At 67.7% G+C, this 18,832-nt stretch carries 17 protein-coding genes and 1 tRNA gene; 10 read left to right on the top strand and 8 right to left on the bottom strand.

From position 1 onward, the window contains the following. Positions 1–9: 9 nt before the first annotated feature. From LPB142_RS03175 to LPB142_RS03160, 4 genes are all read left to right on the top strand, one after another. The gene (locus LPB142_RS03175; protein WP_071165492.1) at positions 10–1,971 is read left to right on the top strand and encodes a heme lyase CcmF/NrfE family subunit; all 1,962 of its coding nucleotides are present in this window, start codon (positions 10–12) and stop codon (positions 1,969–1,971) included. A gap of 3 nt (positions 1,972–1,974) precedes the next feature. Continuing rightward, positions 1,975–2,436, top strand: a complete 462-nt coding sequence (locus LPB142_RS03170; RefSeq protein ID WP_068766089.1) for a cytochrome c-type biogenesis protein — start codon at positions 1,975–1,977, stop codon at positions 2,434–2,436. Positions 2,437–2,564: 128 nt separating this feature from the next. Further along, a complete protein-coding gene (locus LPB142_RS03165) occupies positions 2,565–3,341 on the top strand; it encodes an enoyl-CoA hydratase-related protein (protein ID WP_071165491.1) in 777 nt (258 codons plus the stop codon). 41 nt (positions 3,342–3,382) lie between these two features. Next, positions 3,383–3,466, top strand: a tRNA-Leu gene (locus LPB142_RS03160). Between the two features lie 491 nt (positions 3,467–3,957). On the opposite strand, the gene ettA is transcribed toward LPB142_RS03160, so the two are convergent. Further along, positions 3,958–5,613, bottom strand: coding sequence for an energy-dependent translational throttle protein EttA (gene ettA / locus LPB142_RS03155; protein ID WP_068766493.1), 1,656 nt, complete (start codon positions 5,611–5,613; stop codon positions 3,958–3,960). Positions 5,614–5,889: 276 nt separating this feature from the next. Between ettA and LPB142_RS03150 the strand changes: the two genes are divergently transcribed. From LPB142_RS03150 to LPB142_RS03140, 3 genes are all read left to right on the top strand, one after another. Further along, the gene (locus LPB142_RS03150) at positions 5,890–6,315 is read left to right on the top strand and encodes a hypothetical protein (protein WP_156894302.1); all 426 of its coding nucleotides are present in this window, start codon (positions 5,890–5,892) and stop codon (positions 6,313–6,315) included. A gap of 101 nt (positions 6,316–6,416) precedes the next feature. Further along, entirely contained in the window at positions 6,417–6,992 is a 576-nt protein-coding gene (locus LPB142_RS03145) for a hypothetical protein (RefSeq protein ID WP_156894301.1), read from the top strand. Positions 6,993–7,220: 228 nt separating this feature from the next. Beyond that, positions 7,221–7,640: a hypothetical protein gene (locus LPB142_RS03140; RefSeq protein WP_071165488.1), complete on the top strand. Its 420-nt coding sequence runs from the start codon at positions 7,221–7,223 to the stop codon at positions 7,638–7,640. A gap of 51 nt (positions 7,641–7,691) precedes the next feature. Here LPB142_RS03140 and rimO read toward each other — a convergent pair whose 3' ends face one another. Then, a complete protein-coding gene (rimO, locus tag LPB142_RS03135) occupies positions 7,692–9,086 on the bottom strand; it encodes a 30S ribosomal protein S12 methylthiotransferase RimO (RefSeq protein ID WP_071167106.1) in 1,395 nt (464 codons plus the stop codon). A gap of 99 nt (positions 9,087–9,185) precedes the next feature. After that, a complete protein-coding gene (locus tag LPB142_RS03130) occupies positions 9,186–9,854 on the bottom strand; it encodes a GcrA family cell cycle regulator (RefSeq protein WP_068766094.1) in 669 nt (222 codons plus the stop codon). Positions 9,855–10,285: 431 nt separating this feature from the next. On the opposite strand from LPB142_RS03130, the gene LPB142_RS03125 reads away from it, so the two are divergent. Both LPB142_RS03125 and argF read left to right on the top strand, forming a co-directional pair. After that, positions 10,286–11,467, top strand: a complete 1,182-nt coding sequence (locus tag LPB142_RS03125; RefSeq protein ID WP_068766095.1) for an aspartate aminotransferase family protein — start codon at positions 10,286–10,288, stop codon at positions 11,465–11,467. A gap of 70 nt (positions 11,468–11,537) precedes the next feature. Beyond that, on the top strand, positions 11,538–12,464 hold the full coding sequence (gene argF / locus LPB142_RS03120) for an ornithine carbamoyltransferase (RefSeq protein WP_068766096.1): 927 nt from the start codon (positions 11,538–11,540) through the stop codon (positions 12,462–12,464). A gap of 145 nt (positions 12,465–12,609) precedes the next feature. On the opposite strand, the gene hrpB is transcribed toward argF, so the two are convergent. After that, entirely contained in the window at positions 12,610–15,048 is a 2,439-nt protein-coding gene (gene hrpB, locus LPB142_RS03115; protein ID WP_071165487.1) for an ATP-dependent helicase HrpB, read from the bottom strand. Positions 15,049–15,054: 6 nt separating this feature from the next. Beyond that, a complete protein-coding gene (locus LPB142_RS03110; RefSeq protein ID WP_232230957.1) occupies positions 15,055–15,798 on the bottom strand; it encodes a DUF3108 domain-containing protein in 744 nt (247 codons plus the stop codon). 119 nt (positions 15,799–15,917) lie between these two features. Here LPB142_RS03110 and meaB point away from each other — a divergent pair, with 119 nt between their 5' ends. Then, positions 15,918–16,904, top strand: a complete 987-nt coding sequence (meaB, locus tag LPB142_RS03105) for a methylmalonyl Co-A mutase-associated GTPase MeaB (protein WP_068766098.1) — start codon at positions 15,918–15,920, stop codon at positions 16,902–16,904. A 300-nt stretch (positions 16,905–17,204) separates the two neighbouring features. On the opposite strand, the gene LPB142_RS03100 is transcribed toward meaB, so the two are convergent. The 3 genes from LPB142_RS03100 to LPB142_RS03090 all read right to left on the bottom strand — a co-directional run bounded on the left by LPB142_RS03100 (position 17,205) and on the right by LPB142_RS03090 (position 18,811). Then, complete coding sequence (locus LPB142_RS03100) at positions 17,205–17,558, bottom strand: hypothetical protein (protein WP_068766099.1); 354 nt, start codon at positions 17,556–17,558, stop codon at positions 17,205–17,207. 128 nt (positions 17,559–17,686) lie between these two features. After that, entirely contained in the window at positions 17,687–17,974 is a 288-nt protein-coding gene (gene rpmB, locus LPB142_RS03095) for a 50S ribosomal protein L28 (RefSeq protein WP_068766100.1), read from the bottom strand. Positions 17,975–18,121: 147 nt separating this feature from the next. Further along, a complete protein-coding gene (locus LPB142_RS03090; protein WP_068766101.1) occupies positions 18,122–18,811 on the bottom strand; it encodes an NAD-dependent deacylase in 690 nt (229 codons plus the stop codon). Between the last annotated feature and the right edge of the window lie 21 nt (positions 18,812–18,832).

Below are 18,832 nucleotides of genomic sequence, written 5' to 3'. Positions count from 1 at the left end.
GAGGTTCCCATGATTGCTGAGCTCGGCCACTTTGCCCTGATCCTCGCCTTTTGCGTTGCGATCGTGCAGGCACTCGTTCCCCTCATCGGGGCCCAGAAGAACTGGTCGGGCTGGATGGCCGTGGCCGAGCCCGCGGCCTCGGCGCAGTTTCTGCTGATCGCGCTCGCCTTCGGGGCGCTGACGCATGGCTTCGTGACCTCGGATTTCTCGCTGCGGCTGGTCTATGAGAACTCCCATACCGACAAGCCGATGCTCTATAAAATCTCCGGCGTCTGGGGCAACCATGAGGGCTCGATGCTGCTGTGGGTGCTGACGCTGGCGCTCTTCGGGGCGGCGGCGGCCTGGTTTGGCGGCGCGCTGCCGCCGCGGCTCAAGGCGCGGGTGCTGGCGGTTCAGGCCTGGATCGGGGTGGCCTTCCTCGGCTTCATCCTGTTCACCTCGAACCCGTTTCTGCGCCTGCCCGAGGCGCCGTTCAACGGCCGCGATCTCAACCCGCTCCTGCAAGACCCGGGCCTCGCCTTCCATCCGCCCTTCCTCTATCTCGGCTATGTCGGGCTCTCGATGGCGTTTTCCTTCGCGGTGGCCGCGCTGATCGAGGGGCGGGTCGATGCCGCCTGGGCGCGCTGGGTGCGGCCCTGGACGCTCGCCGCCTGGATCTTCCTGACGATCGGCATCGCGCTGGGCTCGTGGTGGGCCTATTACGAGCTCGGCTGGGGCGGCTTCTGGTTCTGGGATCCGGTCGAGAACGCCTCCTTCATGCCCTGGCTGCTGGCGGCGGCGCTCCTGCATTCCGCGATCGTGGTGGAGAAACGCGAGGCGCTGAAGAGCTGGACGATTCTCCTCGCGATCATGGCCTTCGGCTTCTCGCTGATCGGCACGTTCATCGTGCGCTCAGGCGTCATCACCTCGGTCCACAGCTTCGCCAACGACCCCGAGCGCGGGGTGTTCATCCTCGGCATCCTCGCCTTCTTCGTCGGCGGCGCGCTCACCCTTTACGCCGCGCGGGCGAGCGAGATGCAGGCCAAGGGCGTGTTCTCGATGGTCTCGCGCGAGACGGCGCTGGTGATCAACAACATCCTGCTCGCGGTCTCGGCGCTTGTCGTCTTCGTCGGCACGGTCTGGCCGCTGGTGGCGGAAATGGCCTGGGGGCGCAAGCTCTCGGTCGGCGCGCCGTTCTTTGAAAAGGCCTTCACGCCCTTCATGATCGCGCTGGCGATCGTGCTGCCCCTGGGCGCGATGATGCCATGGAAACGCGCGCGGCTGGGCAAGCTCGTGCGCCCGCTGGCGCCGGCTTTCGTGCTGGCGCTCGCCTGTGCGGGGCTTGCGTGGTCGCTCGAGACGGGGCGGACGCTCCTTGCGATGGTGGCGACGGGGCTCGGCTCCTGGATCATCTTCGGCGCGATGGCCGATCTTTGGGTGCGCGCCGGGCGCAAGGCTGCGCGGCTGATGCGTCTGCCGCGCGCCGATTGGGGCAAGGCCGCCGCGCATTCGGGGCTCGGCATCGTGTTCACCGGGATCGGGCTTTTGATGGCGGGTCAGGTCGAGGATATCCGCGTGGCGCAGATCGGCCAGCCCTTCGTGGTTGCGGGCTATCAGATCACCCTCGACAAGGTCGAGGAGGTCGAGGGCCCGAACTATACCTCGCATACCGCGACGCTGCGCGTCGAGCAGGACGGGCGGCTGATCACCACGCTGCACCCGGAAAAGCGCGCCTACCCGGTGCAGGCGATGCCGACCACCGAGGCCGATATCGACAACGGCTTCCTGCGCGACATCTATCTGGTGATCGGCGATCCGCAGGACGGCGGCGGCTGGGCGGTGCGCACCTATATCAAGCCTTTCGCCAACTGGATCTGGGCGGGCTGTCTGATGATGGCGTTTGGCGGGCTTTTGAGCCTCTCTGACCGGCGCTACCGCGTGGCGGCCGGGGCGCGCAAATCGGCCCCTCTGGCCGCAACCCCGGCGGAGTGAGCCATGCTGAAGACCCTGCTTCTGAGTTCCGTCCTGGCGCTGTCGGTCCTGCCGGCCTTTGCGGTGCAGCCCGATGAGGTGCTGCCCGATGCCGCGCTCGAGAAACGCGCGCGGGTGATCAGCCAGGTGCTGCGCTGCCCGGTCTGTCAGGGCGAGAACATCGACGAATCGAACGCCGAGGTCTCGCGCGATCTGCGGGTTCTGGTGCGCGAGCGGCTCGTCGCGGGCGACAGCGACAGCGAGGTGCTCGATTACATCACCGACCGCTATGGCGAATATGTGCTTTTCGAGCCGGAGAAGACCGGCGCGAACCTGATCCTCTATTATGCGGGGCCGGCGGTTTTGCTGATCGCGCTGGGCGGGGCGTTTGTCTATCTGCGCGGGCGGCGCACGGGCAGCGAGGCGCCGGTCGAGGCGCTCTCCGAGGAGGAAAAGGCGCGGATCGACGAGCTTATGAAAAGCTGAAGATTGCGTATTTTTGCCAAGAAGAAGCCGCAGCGGAGGCGCGCGGACGGGGCGGCGTGACGCAGGGTTTGGCTTTTCGCGCGGGCGCGGGCGCGGCATCTTGTGGTGCACAGGCAAGGGAGGAGCCAATGCCCTATCAGGCGATCCGATACGAGGTTTCGGAGGGGATGGCGGTGATCACGCTCAACCGCCCCGAGGTGATGAATGCGCTCAACACGCAGATGCGGGTCGAGCTGCTCGAGGCGCTCAAGCGCGCGGCGGATGAGGCGCGGGTGATCGTGCTGACCGGCGCGGGGCGGGCGTTTTGCTCGGGGCAGGATCTCGGCGATGGCGCGGCGGTGGCGGGGCTCGGGCTCGAGCGGGTGCTGCGCGAGGAATATGAGCCGGTTCTGAAGGCGATCTATTCTTGCCCGGTGCCGGTGATCTCGGCGGTGAATGGCGCGGCGGCGGGGGCTGGGGCGAACCTTGCGCTCGCGGCCGATGTGGTGATCGCGGCGCAATCGGCGGTGTTCTTGCAGGCTTTCACGCGGATCGGGCTGATGCCGGATGCGGGCGGCACCTATTGGCTGCCGCGCCAGGCGGGGTTCGCGCGCGCGATGGGGATGGCGCTCTTTGCCGAACCGGTGAGCGCGGAGAAGGCGGTGTCCTGGGGGATGATCTGGGAGGCGGTGCCCGATGTCGATTTCGAGCACCATTGGCGCGCGCGGGCGGCGCATCTGGCCAAGGGGCCGACGGCGGCTTATGGGGCGGTGAAGGCCGCGCTGCGCGAGAGCTATTCCGCGACGCTTTCCGAGCAGCTCGACCGCGAGGCGGAGCTGCAGGGTCAGCTCGGCGTGACGCGCGATTTCCGCGAGGGGGTGCAGGCCTTCCTCGAGAAGCGCGCGCCGAAGTTCGAGGGCCGCTGAGGCTTTTCAAGGCCTGCGCCGCGGGGTAAGCCTTGCCCCGTGGCGGCGTGGTGGAATGGTAGACACCGGCGACTTAAAATCGCCTTCCCTCTGGAGTGCGGGTTCGAGTCCCGCCGCCGCCACCAGAGCGCCCCTTGAAATCGCGGGGCCCGGCCCCCAGCTATGGATCAGCGCAAGACGCGCGAACCGCCCTTGGGCGGTTTTTTCTTTTGATCAGGTGTTTGAGATGACTTTTAAAGGCAGAATTGAAGTAAAATTGTCGCGGCAAGAGCTCTCCGCGTGGCTGGATGTCGCCGTCAGCCCGCGCGCGGTATCGGTCACGGACCCAATGCATGCGCAGAACAATCCCGCGATCTACTCAGGCGGGGAGTGGGAGCGCCCGCTCGATCTCGTCTTTGGCGGGGCCTATTGTGTGCTTTGCGCTCCGGTTCAGGAGTGTCTGCAGAACATGTTGGAGGCGTGCCAAGAGGGGCTGATGACCCAACAGGCGTTGGACCGGCGCTGCGCGGAGATCTCGAGGGTCACGCAAGCCGTCACGCGCGCCCTTGAACGGAATCGGCTCTTGGACCCCTAACTCTGACAAGAAAAAGGGGCGCCCTGCGGCGCCCCCCTGACCTTATCGCGTGAACTTCTTGTATTTCACGCGCTTGGGTTCGACCGCATCCGGGCCAAGCCGGCGGATCTTGTCGTTCTCGTAATCCTCGAAGTTGCCCTCGAAGAATTCGACATGCGCATCGCCCTCGAAGGCGAGGATATGGGTGCACAGGCGGTCGAGGAAGAAGCGGTCGTGCGAGATGATCACCGCGCAGCCCGCGAAATCTTCGATCGCCGCTTCCAGCGCCTGCAGCGTTTCCACGTCGAGGTCGTTGGTCGGTTCGTCGAGAAGCAGCACGTTGCCGCCCGATTTCAGCAGTTTCGCCATGTGCACGCGGTTGCGTTCCCCGCCCGAGAGCAGGCCGACCTTCTTCTGCTGGTCGGCGCCCTTGAAGTTGAACGCGCCGACATAGCTGCGGCTCGCCACGGTCGCATCGCCGAGCTGGATCAGCTCCGCCCCGCCCGAGATCTCTTCCCAGACGTTCTTCTCCGGGTCGAGCGCGTCGCGCGACTGGTCGACATAGGCGAGCTTGACGGTATCGCCCACGGTGATCGTGCCCTCATCGGGCTGCTCGGCGCCGACGATCATCTTGATCAGCGTCGATTTGCCCGCGCCGTTCGGCCCGATCACGCCCAGGATCCCGCCCGGCGGCAGGCTGAACGACAGGTTCTCGATCAGGAGCTTGTCGCCCATGTGCTTTTTCAGGTTCTCGACCTCGATCACCTTCGAGCCAAGCCGCGGGCCGTTCGGGATGATGATCTGCGCCTTGCCGACGCGGTCCTTGACGCCCTCGTCGGCCATCTTCTCATAGGCCGCGATCCGGGCTTTCGACTTGGCCTGACGGGCCTTGGCGCCGGCGCGGATCCACTCGAGCTCCTTCTCCATGACCTTCTGCTTGGCCTTGTCCTCGCGGGCTTCCTGCTCGAGGCGCTTGGCCTTCTGCTCGAGCCAGCTCGAATAATTGCCCTCATAGGGGATGCCGCGGCCGCGTTCGAGCTCGAGGATCCAGGAGGTGATGTCGTCGAGGAAATAGCGGTCGTGGGTCACGCACAGGATCGTGCCCTTGTACTCGATCAGGTGCTTTTGCAGCCAGGCGATGGTCTCGGCGTCGAGGTGGTTGGTCGGCTCGTCGAGCAGCAGCATGTCGGGCGCCTCGAGCAGCAGCTTGCACAGCGCCACGCGGCGTTTCTCGCCGCCCGAGAGGCTCGCGACATTGGCGTCATCGGGCGGGCAGCGCAGCGCCTCGAGGGCGATATCGACCTGGCTGTCGAGATCCCACAGGTTCTCGGCGTCGATCTCGTCTTGCAGGCGCGCCATTTCCTCGGCGGTCTCGTCCGAGTAATTCATCGCGAGTTCATTGTAGCGCTCGAGCTTGGCGGTCTTCTCCGCGACGCCTTCCATGACGTTTTCGCGCACGGTCTTCGACTCGTCGAGCTGCGGCTCCTGCGCGAGATAGCCGACCTTGGCGCCTTTCGCGGCCCAGGCCTCGCCCTGAAAATCCTTGTCCATGCCGGCCATGATCTTGAGCAGCGTGGATTTCCCCGCGCCGTTGACGCCGACCACGCCGATCTTCACCCCGGGCAGGAAGTTCAGACGGATGTTCTCAAAGCATTTCTTGCCGCCCGGATAGGTCTTCGAGACGCCATCCATGTGGTAGACATATTGATACGAAGCCATTTCGCGCACCTTTCGGGGTATTTCGGGTTACCCGCTAGATAGGGGAAAGCCGCCCGCGAGGGAAGGGGCGAGCGCGCCGCGGCACGCGCGTCTAGAGGGCTGTGCCGGCGCGCCAAGGGCGGCTGACGAAAGCGTTACACCGCAAATTTGCACAACTGTTGGCATTTTGCGGCAGTTTTCAGCGCTGACGAACGGATATATCTCCATCCCCACAGAGCGAACGAACCCGCTCGGACATCATAACCGGCTGAAAAGCCTGAAAGAATGGAGACTGAAATGAAACGCAACGTGACCCTCTCGGCGATTGCCCTCGTGTTCTCGGCGGGCTTGGCTTCGGCGGCGGAAATCAACCCGGGCGTGGCCCAACTCGCCGCCCAACTGGGCGTCAGCGCCTCGGAGTATACGGTGGTGGAGCTCAACCAACTCGCCGCGGCGAAACGCGATGGCGACCAGAGCACTGTCGATTTCCTCCTCTCGCACTTCAACCGCGCCGCTGAGGGTGCGGCTTCGGTGAACCCCGGCAAGGCGCAATTCGCCGCCCAGCTCGGGGTGGATGCCTCGCAATATACCGGCGCCGAGCTGCAACAGATCCTGAATGCGCGCCGCGATGGCGATCTGCAGGCGGAAGCCTTCGTGCGCTCGCACACCAACCGTCAGACCTATGATATCGCCCCGCAACCGGCCCGTGGCCGCGACGCGTGAGATCTGACGCCAACTCTGGCGAGGCGGCCCCTTCGGGGGCCGTTTTGCTTTTCGGGGCGCGCGCGCCTATGATCCTCGCCGATTCTGGTGAGGATTTTTCTATGACTCGATTGATGGCGAGCTGTCTGGCGCTGATGCTCGGCGCGACGATGGCCGGGGCGCAGGTCAGCGTTCAGAACTACGAAGCCCCCGGCAACCTCGCGCCGACTCAGAACCGCGGCTGTATCACGCTGGCGCAGGCCGACCCGGGGCTGAGCCCGCCCGATCTGGCGCTGAGCGTGCTCGCCTGCGCGCGCAAGAACCGCCCCGCCGATGCCGCCGCGCTGTGGGATCTGATGATCGCGCGCGGGATGTTCGACACCGAGCGGGTGACCGACAAGACCGCCCATCAGGCGGTCGATGTGCTCGCGATGCAAACCAGCGCCGAACTCAGCCCGGCCCAGCTCAGCAAGATCTCCGCCGAGCAGAAACGCCTGGTGCCGCCCGGCCGCCCCGCCGAGGCCGCCTTTTGCGCCCAGCTGCAGGCCCTCGGCGCCCCGCGCCACGACCCGACCTGGATGACAGCGCATGGCATGCAGGCGTTTCGCGCGCCCGGCAAGCCCGCCCTCGCGCGCAATTTCAACGCCGAGAAGGCCTGGAAAACCGCCTTGAACAGCGTCCTGCGCTGCGCCAACTGAAGCCCACGCCGCGCGACCTCGGGGCCCCTTCGGGGGCCTTTTTCATGCCGCGCGGGGCACGGCTCCGTCGCTCACATTCGCGTTCACTTGGTTCGTATTTGCACATTACATTGGTCAAACATTGCCGTTTTCCGCATCAGCGATCAGATCTATCTCAGTGTCACGAAGCGAAACGAACCGCTCCAGCAAGTTAACCGCCTGATATGGCAACAGAATTGGAGACAGACCATGAAACGCAATCTGACGCTCAGCGCCCTCGCCCTGATCCTGACCGCCGGCGTCGCCGGCGCCGCCGAAGTGACCCCCGGCGTGGCGCAAATCGCCGCTCAGCTCGGCGTGAACGCGGCCGATTACACCGCCCCCGAGCTGGGCGCGATGATCGCGGCGAAGGAAAACGGCCAACAAGGCACCTATGCCTATTTCCTCAACCATGTGAACCGTGAGCCCGAAGCGACCGTCAACGCCGGCAAGGCGCAATTCGCGGCGCAGCTCGGCGTCAACCCGGCCGATTACACCGGCGCCGAGCTGCAAATGATCTCGGATGCGAAACGCGCCGGCGACACGCAAGCGCTCGACTATGTGCTCTCGCACACCAACCGCAAGACCTACGATATCGCCCCGCAACCGGCGATGGGCCGCGACGCCTGATCGCCTGCGCCTGCCCCTCAGAGAGCGGCCCCTTCGGGGGCCGTTGTCTTGTCAGACGAGACGCCCCCAGAGGTCGTATTCGCTGGCTTCCTCGACCTCGACGGTGACCATGTCGCCCGGGGCGAGCCCCTCGAACCCCTCGTCGATGAAGAGATTGCCGTCGATTTCCGGCGCATCGGCCCGGGTGCGGCAGGTCGCGCCCTCGCCGTCCACCGCATCGACGATCACCTGCTCGGTCGCGCCCACGCGCGCCTCGAGCTTGGCGGCGGAAATCTCCTGCGCCTTCTCCATGAACCGCTCCCACCGCTCCTGCTTGAGCTCGGGCGCGATATGGCCGGGCAGCTCGCTCGAGCGCGCGCCCGCGACATTTTCATACTGGAAACAGCCGACGCGATCGAGCTGGGCCTCGTCCATCCAGTCGAGGAGATACTGGAACTCCTCTTCCGTCTCGCCCGGATAGCCCACGATGAAGGTCGAACGCAGGATGATCTCCGGGCAATCGCGCCGCCAGGCCGCGATCTCGTCGAGCGTCTTCGCCGAAGCCGCGGGCCGCGCCATGCGCTTGAGCACCTCCGGGTGGGCATGCTGGAACGGAATGTCGAGATAGGGCAGCGCCAACCCCTCCGCCATCAGCGGCACGAGATCGCGCACATGCGGATAGGGATAGACATAATGGAGCCGCAGCCAGGCCCCCGCATCGCGCGCCATCTTGCCCATCTCGCGGGTCAGATCGGTGATATGCGTGCGCACCTCGCCGCCCTTCCAGGGCGCCAAATCATGTTTGCGATCAACCCCATAGGCCGACGTATCCTGGCTGATCACCAACAGCTCGCGCACGCCCGCGTCGAGAAGCTTCTCTGCCTCGCGCAACACCGCATGCGCCGGCCGCGACACGAGCCGCCCCCGCATGTCCGGGATGATGCAGAACTTGCAATGGTGGTTGCAGCCCTCGGAAATCTTGAGATAGCTGTAATGGCGCGGCGTGAGCTTGACGCCGGTGGGCGGCAACAGGTCGATGAACGGGTCGGGCGCCGGCGGCACCGCCCCATGCACCGCGTCGAGCACCTGCTCGAACTGCTCGGGCCCGGTGACGGCCAACACCTTCGGATGCACCCCGGTGATGAACTCCGGATCCGCGCCCAGACAGCCGGTCACGATCACCTTGCCGTTTTCCTTCAGCGCCTCACCAATCGCCTCGAGGCTCTCGGCCTTGGCCGAATCAAGAAACCCGCAGGTATTGACGATCACCGCCTCGGCGCCGGTGTAATCGGGCGAGATCGCATAACCCTCGGCGCGCAGCCGCGTCAGGATCCGCTCGCTGTCGACCAAAGCCTTCGGACAGCCGAGCGAGACCATCCCGATCGTCGGCTGACCCGGGCGCGGCGCCTCGTCGATCCGCGCTTTCGGCGCAAGATCAGGGCGCAGGTTCGGGGGGTTCTGGCTCATCGCTTCCCTCTCAAAGGCAAAGGCGAGCCGCGCGACCCGCCCTTTCATCTTGCCACAAATATCCCGGGGGTCCGGGGGCGGCGCCCCCGGCACCCTGGTTCAGCGCCGACGGTCGCGCCGCGCGCTCATCGGCTGGAAGGCCACGCCCACATGCGCCTCGCAATAGGGCTTGCCCGGCTGCGACGGCAGCCCGCAGAAATAGAAATTATCCGTCGCCGGGTCGCCGATCGGCCATTTGCAGGTCCGCTCGGTGAGCTCCATCAGCCCGAGCTTGCGGGCCCGTTTCTCGACCTCGCCAACCTTGGCCAGCGCCTCGGGGCTGATCTCATTGGCCGAGGGCTGCGGCGGCAGGGGCTGGCCCGCCGGGATGATCGGCTTGCGCAGCGCAGGCGTCATCGCGGGCGCGGCGGCCACCGGCTCGGGGCGGGCCGCGCTGTTGGCGGGCGCGGGCTGCGGCGCAGGCTGGGCCGCGGCGGGCGCGGGCGCAGGCGCCGCCGGGGCGGCCGCGGCCGGCTGCGGCGCGGGTTTGGGCGCGGGCTCGGGGCGGCGCGCCTCGGGCGCAGGTTTGGGCGCGGGCGGCGCCACGGGGGCGGCGGGCGCGGGCGCGGCGGGCGCATCCCCCACCCGGTTCGACAGCCCCAGACGGTGCACCTTGCCGATCACGGCATTGCGGGTCACCCCGCCCAGCTCTTTGGCGATCTGGCTGGCCGATTGGCCCTCGGACCACATCTTCTTGAGGAGTTCGACGCGCTCATCGGTCCAGGACATGGTCACCCTTTCGCTCTCTTTGCCAACCCGACACGGGCAGACCCTACGGCTTTCGCCATTCTAATGCGGACGCAGTGAGATACAAGCGCCGCCCCCGGATTTCAACCCCGCGGCGGATTGCCCTTTGACAAAAGCGCCGCCCGGGGCTACCCCACGGCCATGATCAAACGGACCGCCCTCCTTGCCCGTCCCCGACGTCGCGCCCGCGCCTGACGTCCGATCCCCCGTGGCCGCAGGCCACAAACCTTCAGCAGAGCCGTGGCCGCAGGCCACAAACCTTCAGAAGACCCGTGGCCGCAGGCCACAAACCCCGCAAGGATCCCGTGGCCAAAGGCCACACAGCCTTCAAAACAAGCGCAAATCCCGGCCAAAGCCGTTGACAGCCCATCGGGGCTCAGGCACCCCTTGGCCTTCCCTACCGGAGACATCCCATGATTTCCTCGATCCTGCCGACCTATAACCGCGCGCCGCTTGCCTTCGTCAAAGGCGCTGGCTCCTGGCTGGAGGCCGCGGACGGCAGCCGATATCTCGACATGGGCGCCGGGATCGCGGTGAACGCGCTCGGCCATGCTGCGCCCGAACTGGTCGCGGCGCTCGGCGAACAGGCGCAAAAACTCTGGCATGTCTCGAACCTCTACCAGATCCCCGAGCAACAACGCCTCGCCGACCAGCTCGTGGCCGCGACCTTCGCCGATACCGTGTTCTTCACCAATTCGGGCACTGAGGCCTGCGAGCTCGCCGTCAAGATGGCGCGCAAATACTGGTATGAGAAAGGCGCCCCCGAGCGGGTCGAGATCCTGACCTTCGCGGGCGCCTTCCATGGCCGCTCCTCGGCGGCGATCGCGGCGGCGGGCTCGGAGAAAATGGTCAAGGGCTTCGGCCCGCTCCTGCCCGGCTTTGTCCACCTGCCCTGGGATGACCTCGAGGCGGTGAAAGCCGCGATGGGCCCCAACACCGCCGCGATCCTGATCGAGCCGGTGCAGGGCGAGGGCGGCATCCGCCCGGCCTCCGACGCCTTCCTGAAAGCGCTCAAGGACATCTCCGCCGAAACCGGCACGCTTCTGATCTTCGACGAGGTGCAATGCGGCATGGGCCGCACGGGGCGGCTCTTCGCGCATGAATGGGCCGGCATCACCCCCGATATCATGATGGTCGCCAAAGGCATCGGCGGCGGCTTCCCGCTCGGCGCGGTGCTGGCCACCGAAGCGGCGGCCTCGGGCATGGTCGCGGGCACCCATGGCTCGACCTATGGCGGCAACCCGCTCGGCTGCGCGGTCGGCGCGAAGGTGATGGAGATCGTCTCCACCCCCGAATTCCTCGCCGAGGTGAACGCGCGCGCGGGCTTCCTGCGCCAAAAGCTCGAGGCGCTGGTCGCCGCGCACCCCGGCGTCTTCTCCGAGGTCCGCGGCCAGGGGCTGATGCTCGGGCTGAAATGCCTGCCCGCGCCGGGCGATGTCGTGGCCGCGGCCTATGCCCAGAACCTGCTCACCGTGCCCGCCGCCGATAACGTGCTGCGGCTCCTGCCCGCGCTCAATATCTCCGAGGCGGACATGGCCGAAGCCGTCGCCCGCCTCGACGCCGCCGCCACCGCACTTGAACAGAAACCGGCCTGATTTCTTCTTGGCCCCAATACGCCGGGGGTCCGGGGGCAGCGCCCCCGGCGCCGCCGGGAAAGCAAAGCACATGACCCATTTTCTCGATATCCACACCACCAGCCCCGAAGACCTGCGCAAGATGATCGACTCGGCGCGCGCCATGAAGGACGCCCGCCAGGGCCTCCCGAAAGGCGCCCCCGATGAGGATGCGCCGCTCAAAGGCCATATGGTCGCGCTGATCTTCGAGAAACCCTCGACCCGAACCCGGGTGAGCTTCGATGTGGGCGTGCGCCAGATGGGCGGCCAGACGATGGTGCTCTCGGGCAAGGAAATGCAACTCGGCCATGGCGAGACGATCGCCGATACCGCGCGGGTGCTCTCGCGCTATGTCGATCTGATCATGATCCGCACCTTCGAGGAGGCAACGCTGCTCGAGATGGCCGAATATGCCTCCGTGCCGGTGATCAACGGGCTGACGAACCGCACCCACCCCTGCCAGATCATGGCCGATATCATGACCTATGAAGAACACCGCGGCCCGATCGCCGGGCGCAAGGTGGTCTGGTCGGGCGACGGCAACAACGTCTGCGCCTCTTTCCTGCAGGCGGCCGGGCAATTCGGCTTCGACCTCACCTTCACCGGCCCGCAAACCCTTGACCCGGAACGCGAATGGGTCGACTTCGCGCGCGCCAAAGGGGTCAATGTCGAGATCGAGCGCGATCCGGCGAAAGCGGTGTCCGGCGCCGATCTCGTCGTCACCGATACCTGGGTGTCGATGCATGACCCGGAATCGGCGAAAGAGCGGCGCCACAATCAGCTCCGCCCCTATCAGGTCAACGAAGAGCTGATGGCCAAGGCCAAACCCGACGCGCTCTTCATGCATTGCCTGCCCGCGCATCGCAACGATGAGGCCACCTCGGCGGTGATGGACGGGCCCCATTCGGTGATTTTCGACGAAGCGGAAAACCGGCTCCATGCGCAAAAGGCGATCATGCGCTGGTGCTTGGGCAAGTGATCTGACCCAGCGTGGAGGGGGGCGCTGCCCCCCGCCCGTTCCGGGCTCCCCCCGGGATATTTCTGGCAAGATGAAGTGTGGTCCTTTCATCTTGCCAGAAATATCCCGGGGGTGAATGCCGAAGGCAGAGGGGGCAGCGCCCCCTTCAGGTGCCGCGCGGCTTGGCGCGGGTCGTCGGATCGGCTTCGCGCGGGTTTTCCGGCCAGGGGTGGCGGGGGTAGCGGCCGCGCATCTCCTTGCGGACCTCGGCATAGGAGCCCTCCCAGAACCCGGGTAGATCCATCGTCACCTGAATGGGCTTCATCCCCGGCGAGAGGAGCGAGATCCTGAGCGGGTGGCGCTTCGGGCCGACCGTCGGATGCGTGGTCACGCCATACATCTCGGGCAGTTTCACCTCGATCGCGGGCGCCTCGCCGGAATAATCGATCGGCACGCGCCGGCCGAGCGGCGTGGTGAAATGGCTCGGCGCGAGGCGGTCGAGGAGCGCGGTCTGATCCCAGTCGAGTTGCGCTTTCAGCGCCTCGGTCAGGTCAAGCGCCCGCAGATCGGCCTCGGTGCGTTTGCCGGAAAGGAAGGGCAGGAGCGCCTCGCCCGCGAGCAGCGCTTCGTCCGACAGATCCGGCAGATCGGCACCATCGGCGCGCAGAATCTCGACCCGCGCGCGCAGCCGCGCCGCCGCCGGGCTGAGCGTCAGCCCGATCTGGCGCAGCCCCTCGAGCGCGCCGCGCGCCAGCGCCGCGGGCGGCGCCTCGGGCCAGTGGCGATCATCGAGCACCAGCGCGCCGAAGCGCTCCTGTTTGCGCGCGATCACCCGGCCCTCGCGCTTCGACCATTCGCAGACCTCGACCCAGGCGATCTGATCGGCGTAAAGCCCGCGCAGCTCGGCCTCGGAGAGCGCCGTGCCCTGGCGCAGCCGCGCCTCGCGCGGGTCGCCGTCGAGATCGGTCGCCACGATCAGCCGCGCGCGGCCCAGCGCCTCGCCCTCCGCCGCGATCGCGCCCTTGCCGCCCGAGAGAACATAGCGCGGCGCATCGCCCTTGCGGCGCAGCCCGATCCGGTCGGGATAGGCCAGCGCGGCCATCTCGGCGGGGGAATAGCCACCCGCGCCGGTCACCAGTTTCGCCAGCCGCCTGGCCTCGGTGCGGGCGCGCTCGAGCGTGCTGCGGTGCACGGGCCAGGGGTGCTCGGCCTCAAATTTCCTCGCGTTTTCAAAGGCCGAGAGCCGCAGGGTGAGCTCGGCGGGCGCGCCCTTGAGCAAATCGCGCTCGGCCAGAAGGGCCGCGAGCGGCGCGGCCTCCGGGCCTGCGGTCACGAGCATATGCCCCAGCCGCGGATGCAGCGGCAAGCGCGCGAGCGCGCGGCCATGGGCGGTGATCCGGCCGCCCGGATCGAGCGCGCCGAGCCCCGCGAGCAGCGCGCGCGCCTCGGCGAGCGCGGGCCCTGGCGGCGGGGTGAGAAAGGCCAGATCGGAGCCATCCGAGCCCCAGAGCGCGAGCTCGAGCGCGAGGCCCGCGAGATCGGCCACCGCGATTTCGGGCGGCGCAAAGCCCGGCAGCGCGCCCTCCTCGCCCTTCGTCCAGAGCCGGTAGCAGACCCCTTCGGCCACCCGCCCCGCCCGACCGTGCCGCTGCTCGGCCTCGGCGCGCGAGGCGCGCTCCGTCACCAGCCGCGCCATGCCCGAGGCCGGGTCGAACCGGAGCCGCCGCGCGCGCCCGGCATCGACCACGACGCGGATATCCTCGATGGTGAGCGAGGTTTCCGCGATCGAGGTGGCGAGCACGACCTTGCGCCCCGCGGCCACCGGCGCGATCGCGGCGCGCTGGCGGGCGAACTCCATCGCGCCGAAGAGCGGGCGCAGCACGACCTCGGGGCCGAGCCGCGGGGCGAGCAGCGCCTCGACGCGGCGGATCTCGCCCTCGCCGGGCAGAAACACGAGCACGCCGCCCGTGGTCTCGGCGAGCGCCTCCTCGACCAGCCCCGCCACCGCCGCCTCGAGCCGCAGCCCCGCGGCGAGCGGCCGCCCGAGCCAGCGCGTTTCGACCGGGAAGGCGCGCCCCTCGGAGACCACGATCGGCGCCCCCTCGAGCAGCGCCGCCACCGGCTCGGCATCGAGCGTCGCCGACATCACCACGATCGCGAGATCGGGGCGCAGCGCGCCGCGCGCCTCCCAGGTCAGCGCGAGGCCAAGATCGGCGTTGAGCGAGCGTTCATGGAATTCGTCGAAGATCACGCAGCCGATGCCGGAGAGCTCCGGGTCCGATTGCAGCATCCTCGTCAAGATCCCCTCGGTGACGACCTCGATGCGCGTCGCGCGCGAGGTTTTCGCCTCGCCGCGGATCCGGTAGCCGACCGTCTCGCCCACCGCCTCGCCCAGGGTCTCGGCCATCCGCTCGGCGGCCGCGCGCGCAGCGAGGCGGCGCGGCTCGAGCATGACGATCTTGCCGGTGATCTGACCGAGGAGCGCGAGCGGCACCCGCGTCGTCTTGCCCGCGCCGGGCGGCGCCATCAAAACAGCCCGCCCCGCCCGCGCAAGCGCGTCGGTCAGCGCAGGCAGCGCATCATCTATCGGCAAACGGTCGGTCACGCCGCCTTATCGCCGTTTCAGACGGCCTTGTCCAAGGATCGTATCGGTCGAAATCTCGATCACCTGCAGCCGCGCGCCATCGGGGGTCGGCGCATAGGTCAGCGTGAAGGGGAAGCGGCTCTTCTCGGCCATATCCTCGGGCGAGAACCCCTCAAGCCGGCGATATTCGCCCTTGCAGACGACACCCTCGCCCGCGGCCTGCGGCGCCTCGAGGCGGACCTGGCTGCGCTTCGAGCCGTCATACATCTTCACGTCGAGCTTGCAGGCCTCGGCGCGGTCGACATCGCGCAGGACGGCGTAAAGCGCGGTCAGCGGGTCGATGGTGCCGCCCTGATTTGCGGGCTCGACATCGAGCGCGCCGGGGGTGCGCGGCGGGTTGCGGGTCACCGAGACCGGCGTGCCGGCCTTGTAGATGATCCCGTGGTCGATCACCTTGCCGTTGCGCTGCGCGGTTTCGGAATATTTGAGCGGCGTGAAGCGGCCCGCGCGGAAGCTGCCCGAGACCGCGGCGTCATGGCGCAGCTTTTTCAGCATGCCGACGAGGCCGGTGGTTTGCAGCGTGCCGGTCGCGCCATAGCTCGCGCCCTCGATCTTGCCGTTGATCGACAGCTGGCCCGCCGTAACCCCTTTCAAGATCACATCAAAAACGATGCGATCGGTCTGATCGGCCTGCGCGGGCAAGCTCAGCGCCAGAAGCCCGGCGAGGCTCAGCGCGGCGGTTTTGCGGATCAGGGTGCGAACGGTCGACACGGGCGTTCCTCCGGCAAATCGGTGTTCGGTCTGGACATACACCGCCCGGAAGAGGCAAGAAACGGCAAACCGCCTCACTCTTCCTGACGGTTTCGTGACCCCATGACCGAAGGCCTCCGATGACCGCATCTCTCCTGCCCGACTTCGCCGCCAAGATCCTCGCCGGGGACCGCCGCGCGCTGGCCCGCGCGATCACGCTGGTCGAATCGGCCCGCGCCGATCATCGCGCGCAGGCCGCCGCGCTCTTGGAGGCGCTGGCGCCAGCCGGGCGGCAGGCGCTGCGCATCGGGCTGTCGGGCACGCCGGGGGTGGGCAAATCGACCTTCATCGAGAGCTTCGGCACGATGCTGATCGGCCAGGGGCTGAAGGTTGCGGTGCTCGCGGTCGACCCGAGCTCGGCGCGCTCGGGCGGCTCGATCCTCGGCGACAAGACCCGGATGGAGCGGCTCTCGCGCGAGCCCAACGCCTTCATCCGCCCCTCGCCGAGCCAGGCGCATCTGGGGGGCGTCGCGCGGCGCACCCGCGAGGCGGTCAGCCTGTGTGAGGCGGCGGGGTTCGATGTGGTGTTGATCGAGACGGTCGGCGTCGGCCAGTCGGAGACGCTGGTCGCGGAGATGACCGATCTCTTCATCCTGCTGATGGCGCCGGCGGGGGGCGACGAGCTGCAGGGCGTGAAGCGCGGGATCATGGAAATGGCGGATATGATCCTCGTGAACAAGGCCGATGGCGATCTCAAGCCCGCCGCGATGCGCACCGTGGGCGATTATGCCGGCGCGCTGCGGCTCTTGCGCAAGCGCGGGCAAGACCCGGAGGGCTTCCCCAAGGCGCTGCCGGTCTCGGCGCTCGAGGAGCAGGGGCTGATCAAGGCCTGGGAGGAGATGCGGACGCTTGCCGACTGGCGCCGCGAGAACGGCCATTTCGAGCGCCGCCGGGCGGCGCAGGCGCGGCACTGGTTCGAGAGCGAAGTGCGCGAGGGGTTGCTCGCGCGGCTCCATACCGACCCGGAGATCCGCGCGCGGATGCAGGCGCTCGGCGCCGCCGTGTCGGCGGGAGAGGCCGCGCCCGCGACCGCCGCGGCCGAGATGCTCTCCACGCTCGGCCTCTGACAAGAGCTTGATCGCAAAGCAAAAGCCCCGTGGCCGGCCCGCGGGGCTTTGCGCATCTCCCCGTTGCGACGAAGGGCATAGGCGCAACGGGGAGGCCGATCTGACGCCCTCGGGAAAAGGCGTTGCTCGCAAGGGGCTCGTCGGGAACCGAGCCCCGGGCGCCCCGCGGCACGGGGCCGCCGGGCGGGTGTCTTGGGGCCAGAGCCGGGCATCGGGACAAATGCCGGACCGGGCCGCGGCTCGGGAAAGCCGCCTCAGACTGGCAAGGGGAAACGCACACTTGCCGGGCGCAAACGCGCCTCAGGCGGCGGTGGGCGGGTCGCGCGCCCGCGGCTGGGGCGCCGCCAGACCGGCACTGAGCACCACGGCAAGCGGCTCGAGACGCAGGCCCTGACCCTCGGGACGCGTGAGCGTCGGGGCCGGCGTGTCGAGCGCCGCCATGAGCCCCAGAACCATGTCGGGGCACAGATGAACCGGGCCCACGGGCTCGCCATTCTCATCGACCTGGATCGTGGTAATTCCATAGCCGGTGCAGATGACGAACTCGCCCGCGACGCGTGTCTGCCCCCGGGCCACCGCCATCGTGAGGCTGGTGACCGAGAGGATTGCCGACAGCAGGATCGCTAGGGCGCTCTGGGCAAATCTGCGGTTCATGGCGCCACTTTAGCGCGCGCGGCCCCCGCGTTCCATGCGCAAAGTCAAGAAACCCGCCTTGCGGCTGCGGCAAAAAAGCAAAAGCCGCGCCATGAGGCGGGGCTTTCGGATCGGCACGGTCGTGCGACTCAGGCGGCGGCCTGAGCCTTCACGATGGCTTTCTTGATCTTCAGCGCGTTGACCGAGAGCTCGGTGTCGTCGGCTTTCATCAGGAAGGCGTCGAGGCCCCCGCGATGGTCGACCGAGCGCAGGCCGGCGGCCGAAATGCGCAGTTTGAACGACTGGCCCAGAACGTCAGAGATCAGGGTGACATCGTTGAGGTTCGGCAGGAAGCGGCGACGCGTCTTGTTGTTCGCGTGGCTCACGTTGTTGCCCGTGGTCGGGCCCTTGCCGGTCAGTTCGCAGACGCGCGACATGGCATCAATCCTTCGTTTCACGGGGCGCGTGTCCGCCCGTTTCTCAACACAAACGAGCACCGCAAAGGCGGCGCCCGGAAATCCGTTTGGGGGGCATAAGAGGAAAGCCGCGGCGCGTCAAGCGATTCATGGCGCCTGCGCGCGGTTTCAGGCCAGAATCCCGGCAACCCAGGCCGGAACGATCCGCGTCGCCGGGCCGTGGAGCGCGTGATCGAAATAGGCGCTGCCCGCGGAGGGCTCGAGATTGAGCTCGAGCGTGGCGATACCGGCGTGGCGCGCATCGGCCACGAAGCCCGCCGCCGGGTAGACATTGCCCGAAGTGCCGATCGACACGAAGAGATCTGCCGCGCGCAAGGCCGTCCAGATTTCCTCCATCTGGTAGGGCATCTCGCCGAACCACACAATATCCGGGCGTTCCGCCGTCGCGCCACAGGCGGGGCAACAATCGCCCCGCGCCATCACCGCCGGGCTCGGCCAACGGTGCCCGCAGGCCGCGCAGAGCGCGCCGGTCAGCGTGCCATGCATATGGATGACGTTGCGCGAGCCGCCGCGCTCATGCAGGTCGTCGACGTTTTGCGTGACGATCAGAACCTCGTGGCGGCCATCCGATTCGAGCGCGGCCAGCGCGCGATGCGCGGCGTTGGGCTCGGCCGCGGCCGCCGCCGCGCGGCGCTCATTGTAGAACCGCAGCACGAGATCGGGGTCGCGCGCAAAGCCCTCCGGCGTCGCGACATCCTCGACGTGATGCTCCTCCCAAAGCCCGTCCGAGGCGCGAAAGGTGCGAATCCCGCTCTCCGCCGAAATCCCCGCCCCGGTCAGAATCACGATCTTGGCCATCCGCCCCTCCTCCGTTAACCT

Source organism: Rhodobacter xanthinilyticus (genome assembly GCF_001856665.1).
GTDB lineage: Bacteria > Pseudomonadota > Alphaproteobacteria > Rhodobacterales > Rhodobacteraceae > Rhodobacter > Rhodobacter xanthinilyticus.
The sequence above is the reverse complement of the archived record's forward strand: the minus strand, read 5'-3'. Positions and strand labels throughout refer to the sequence as shown.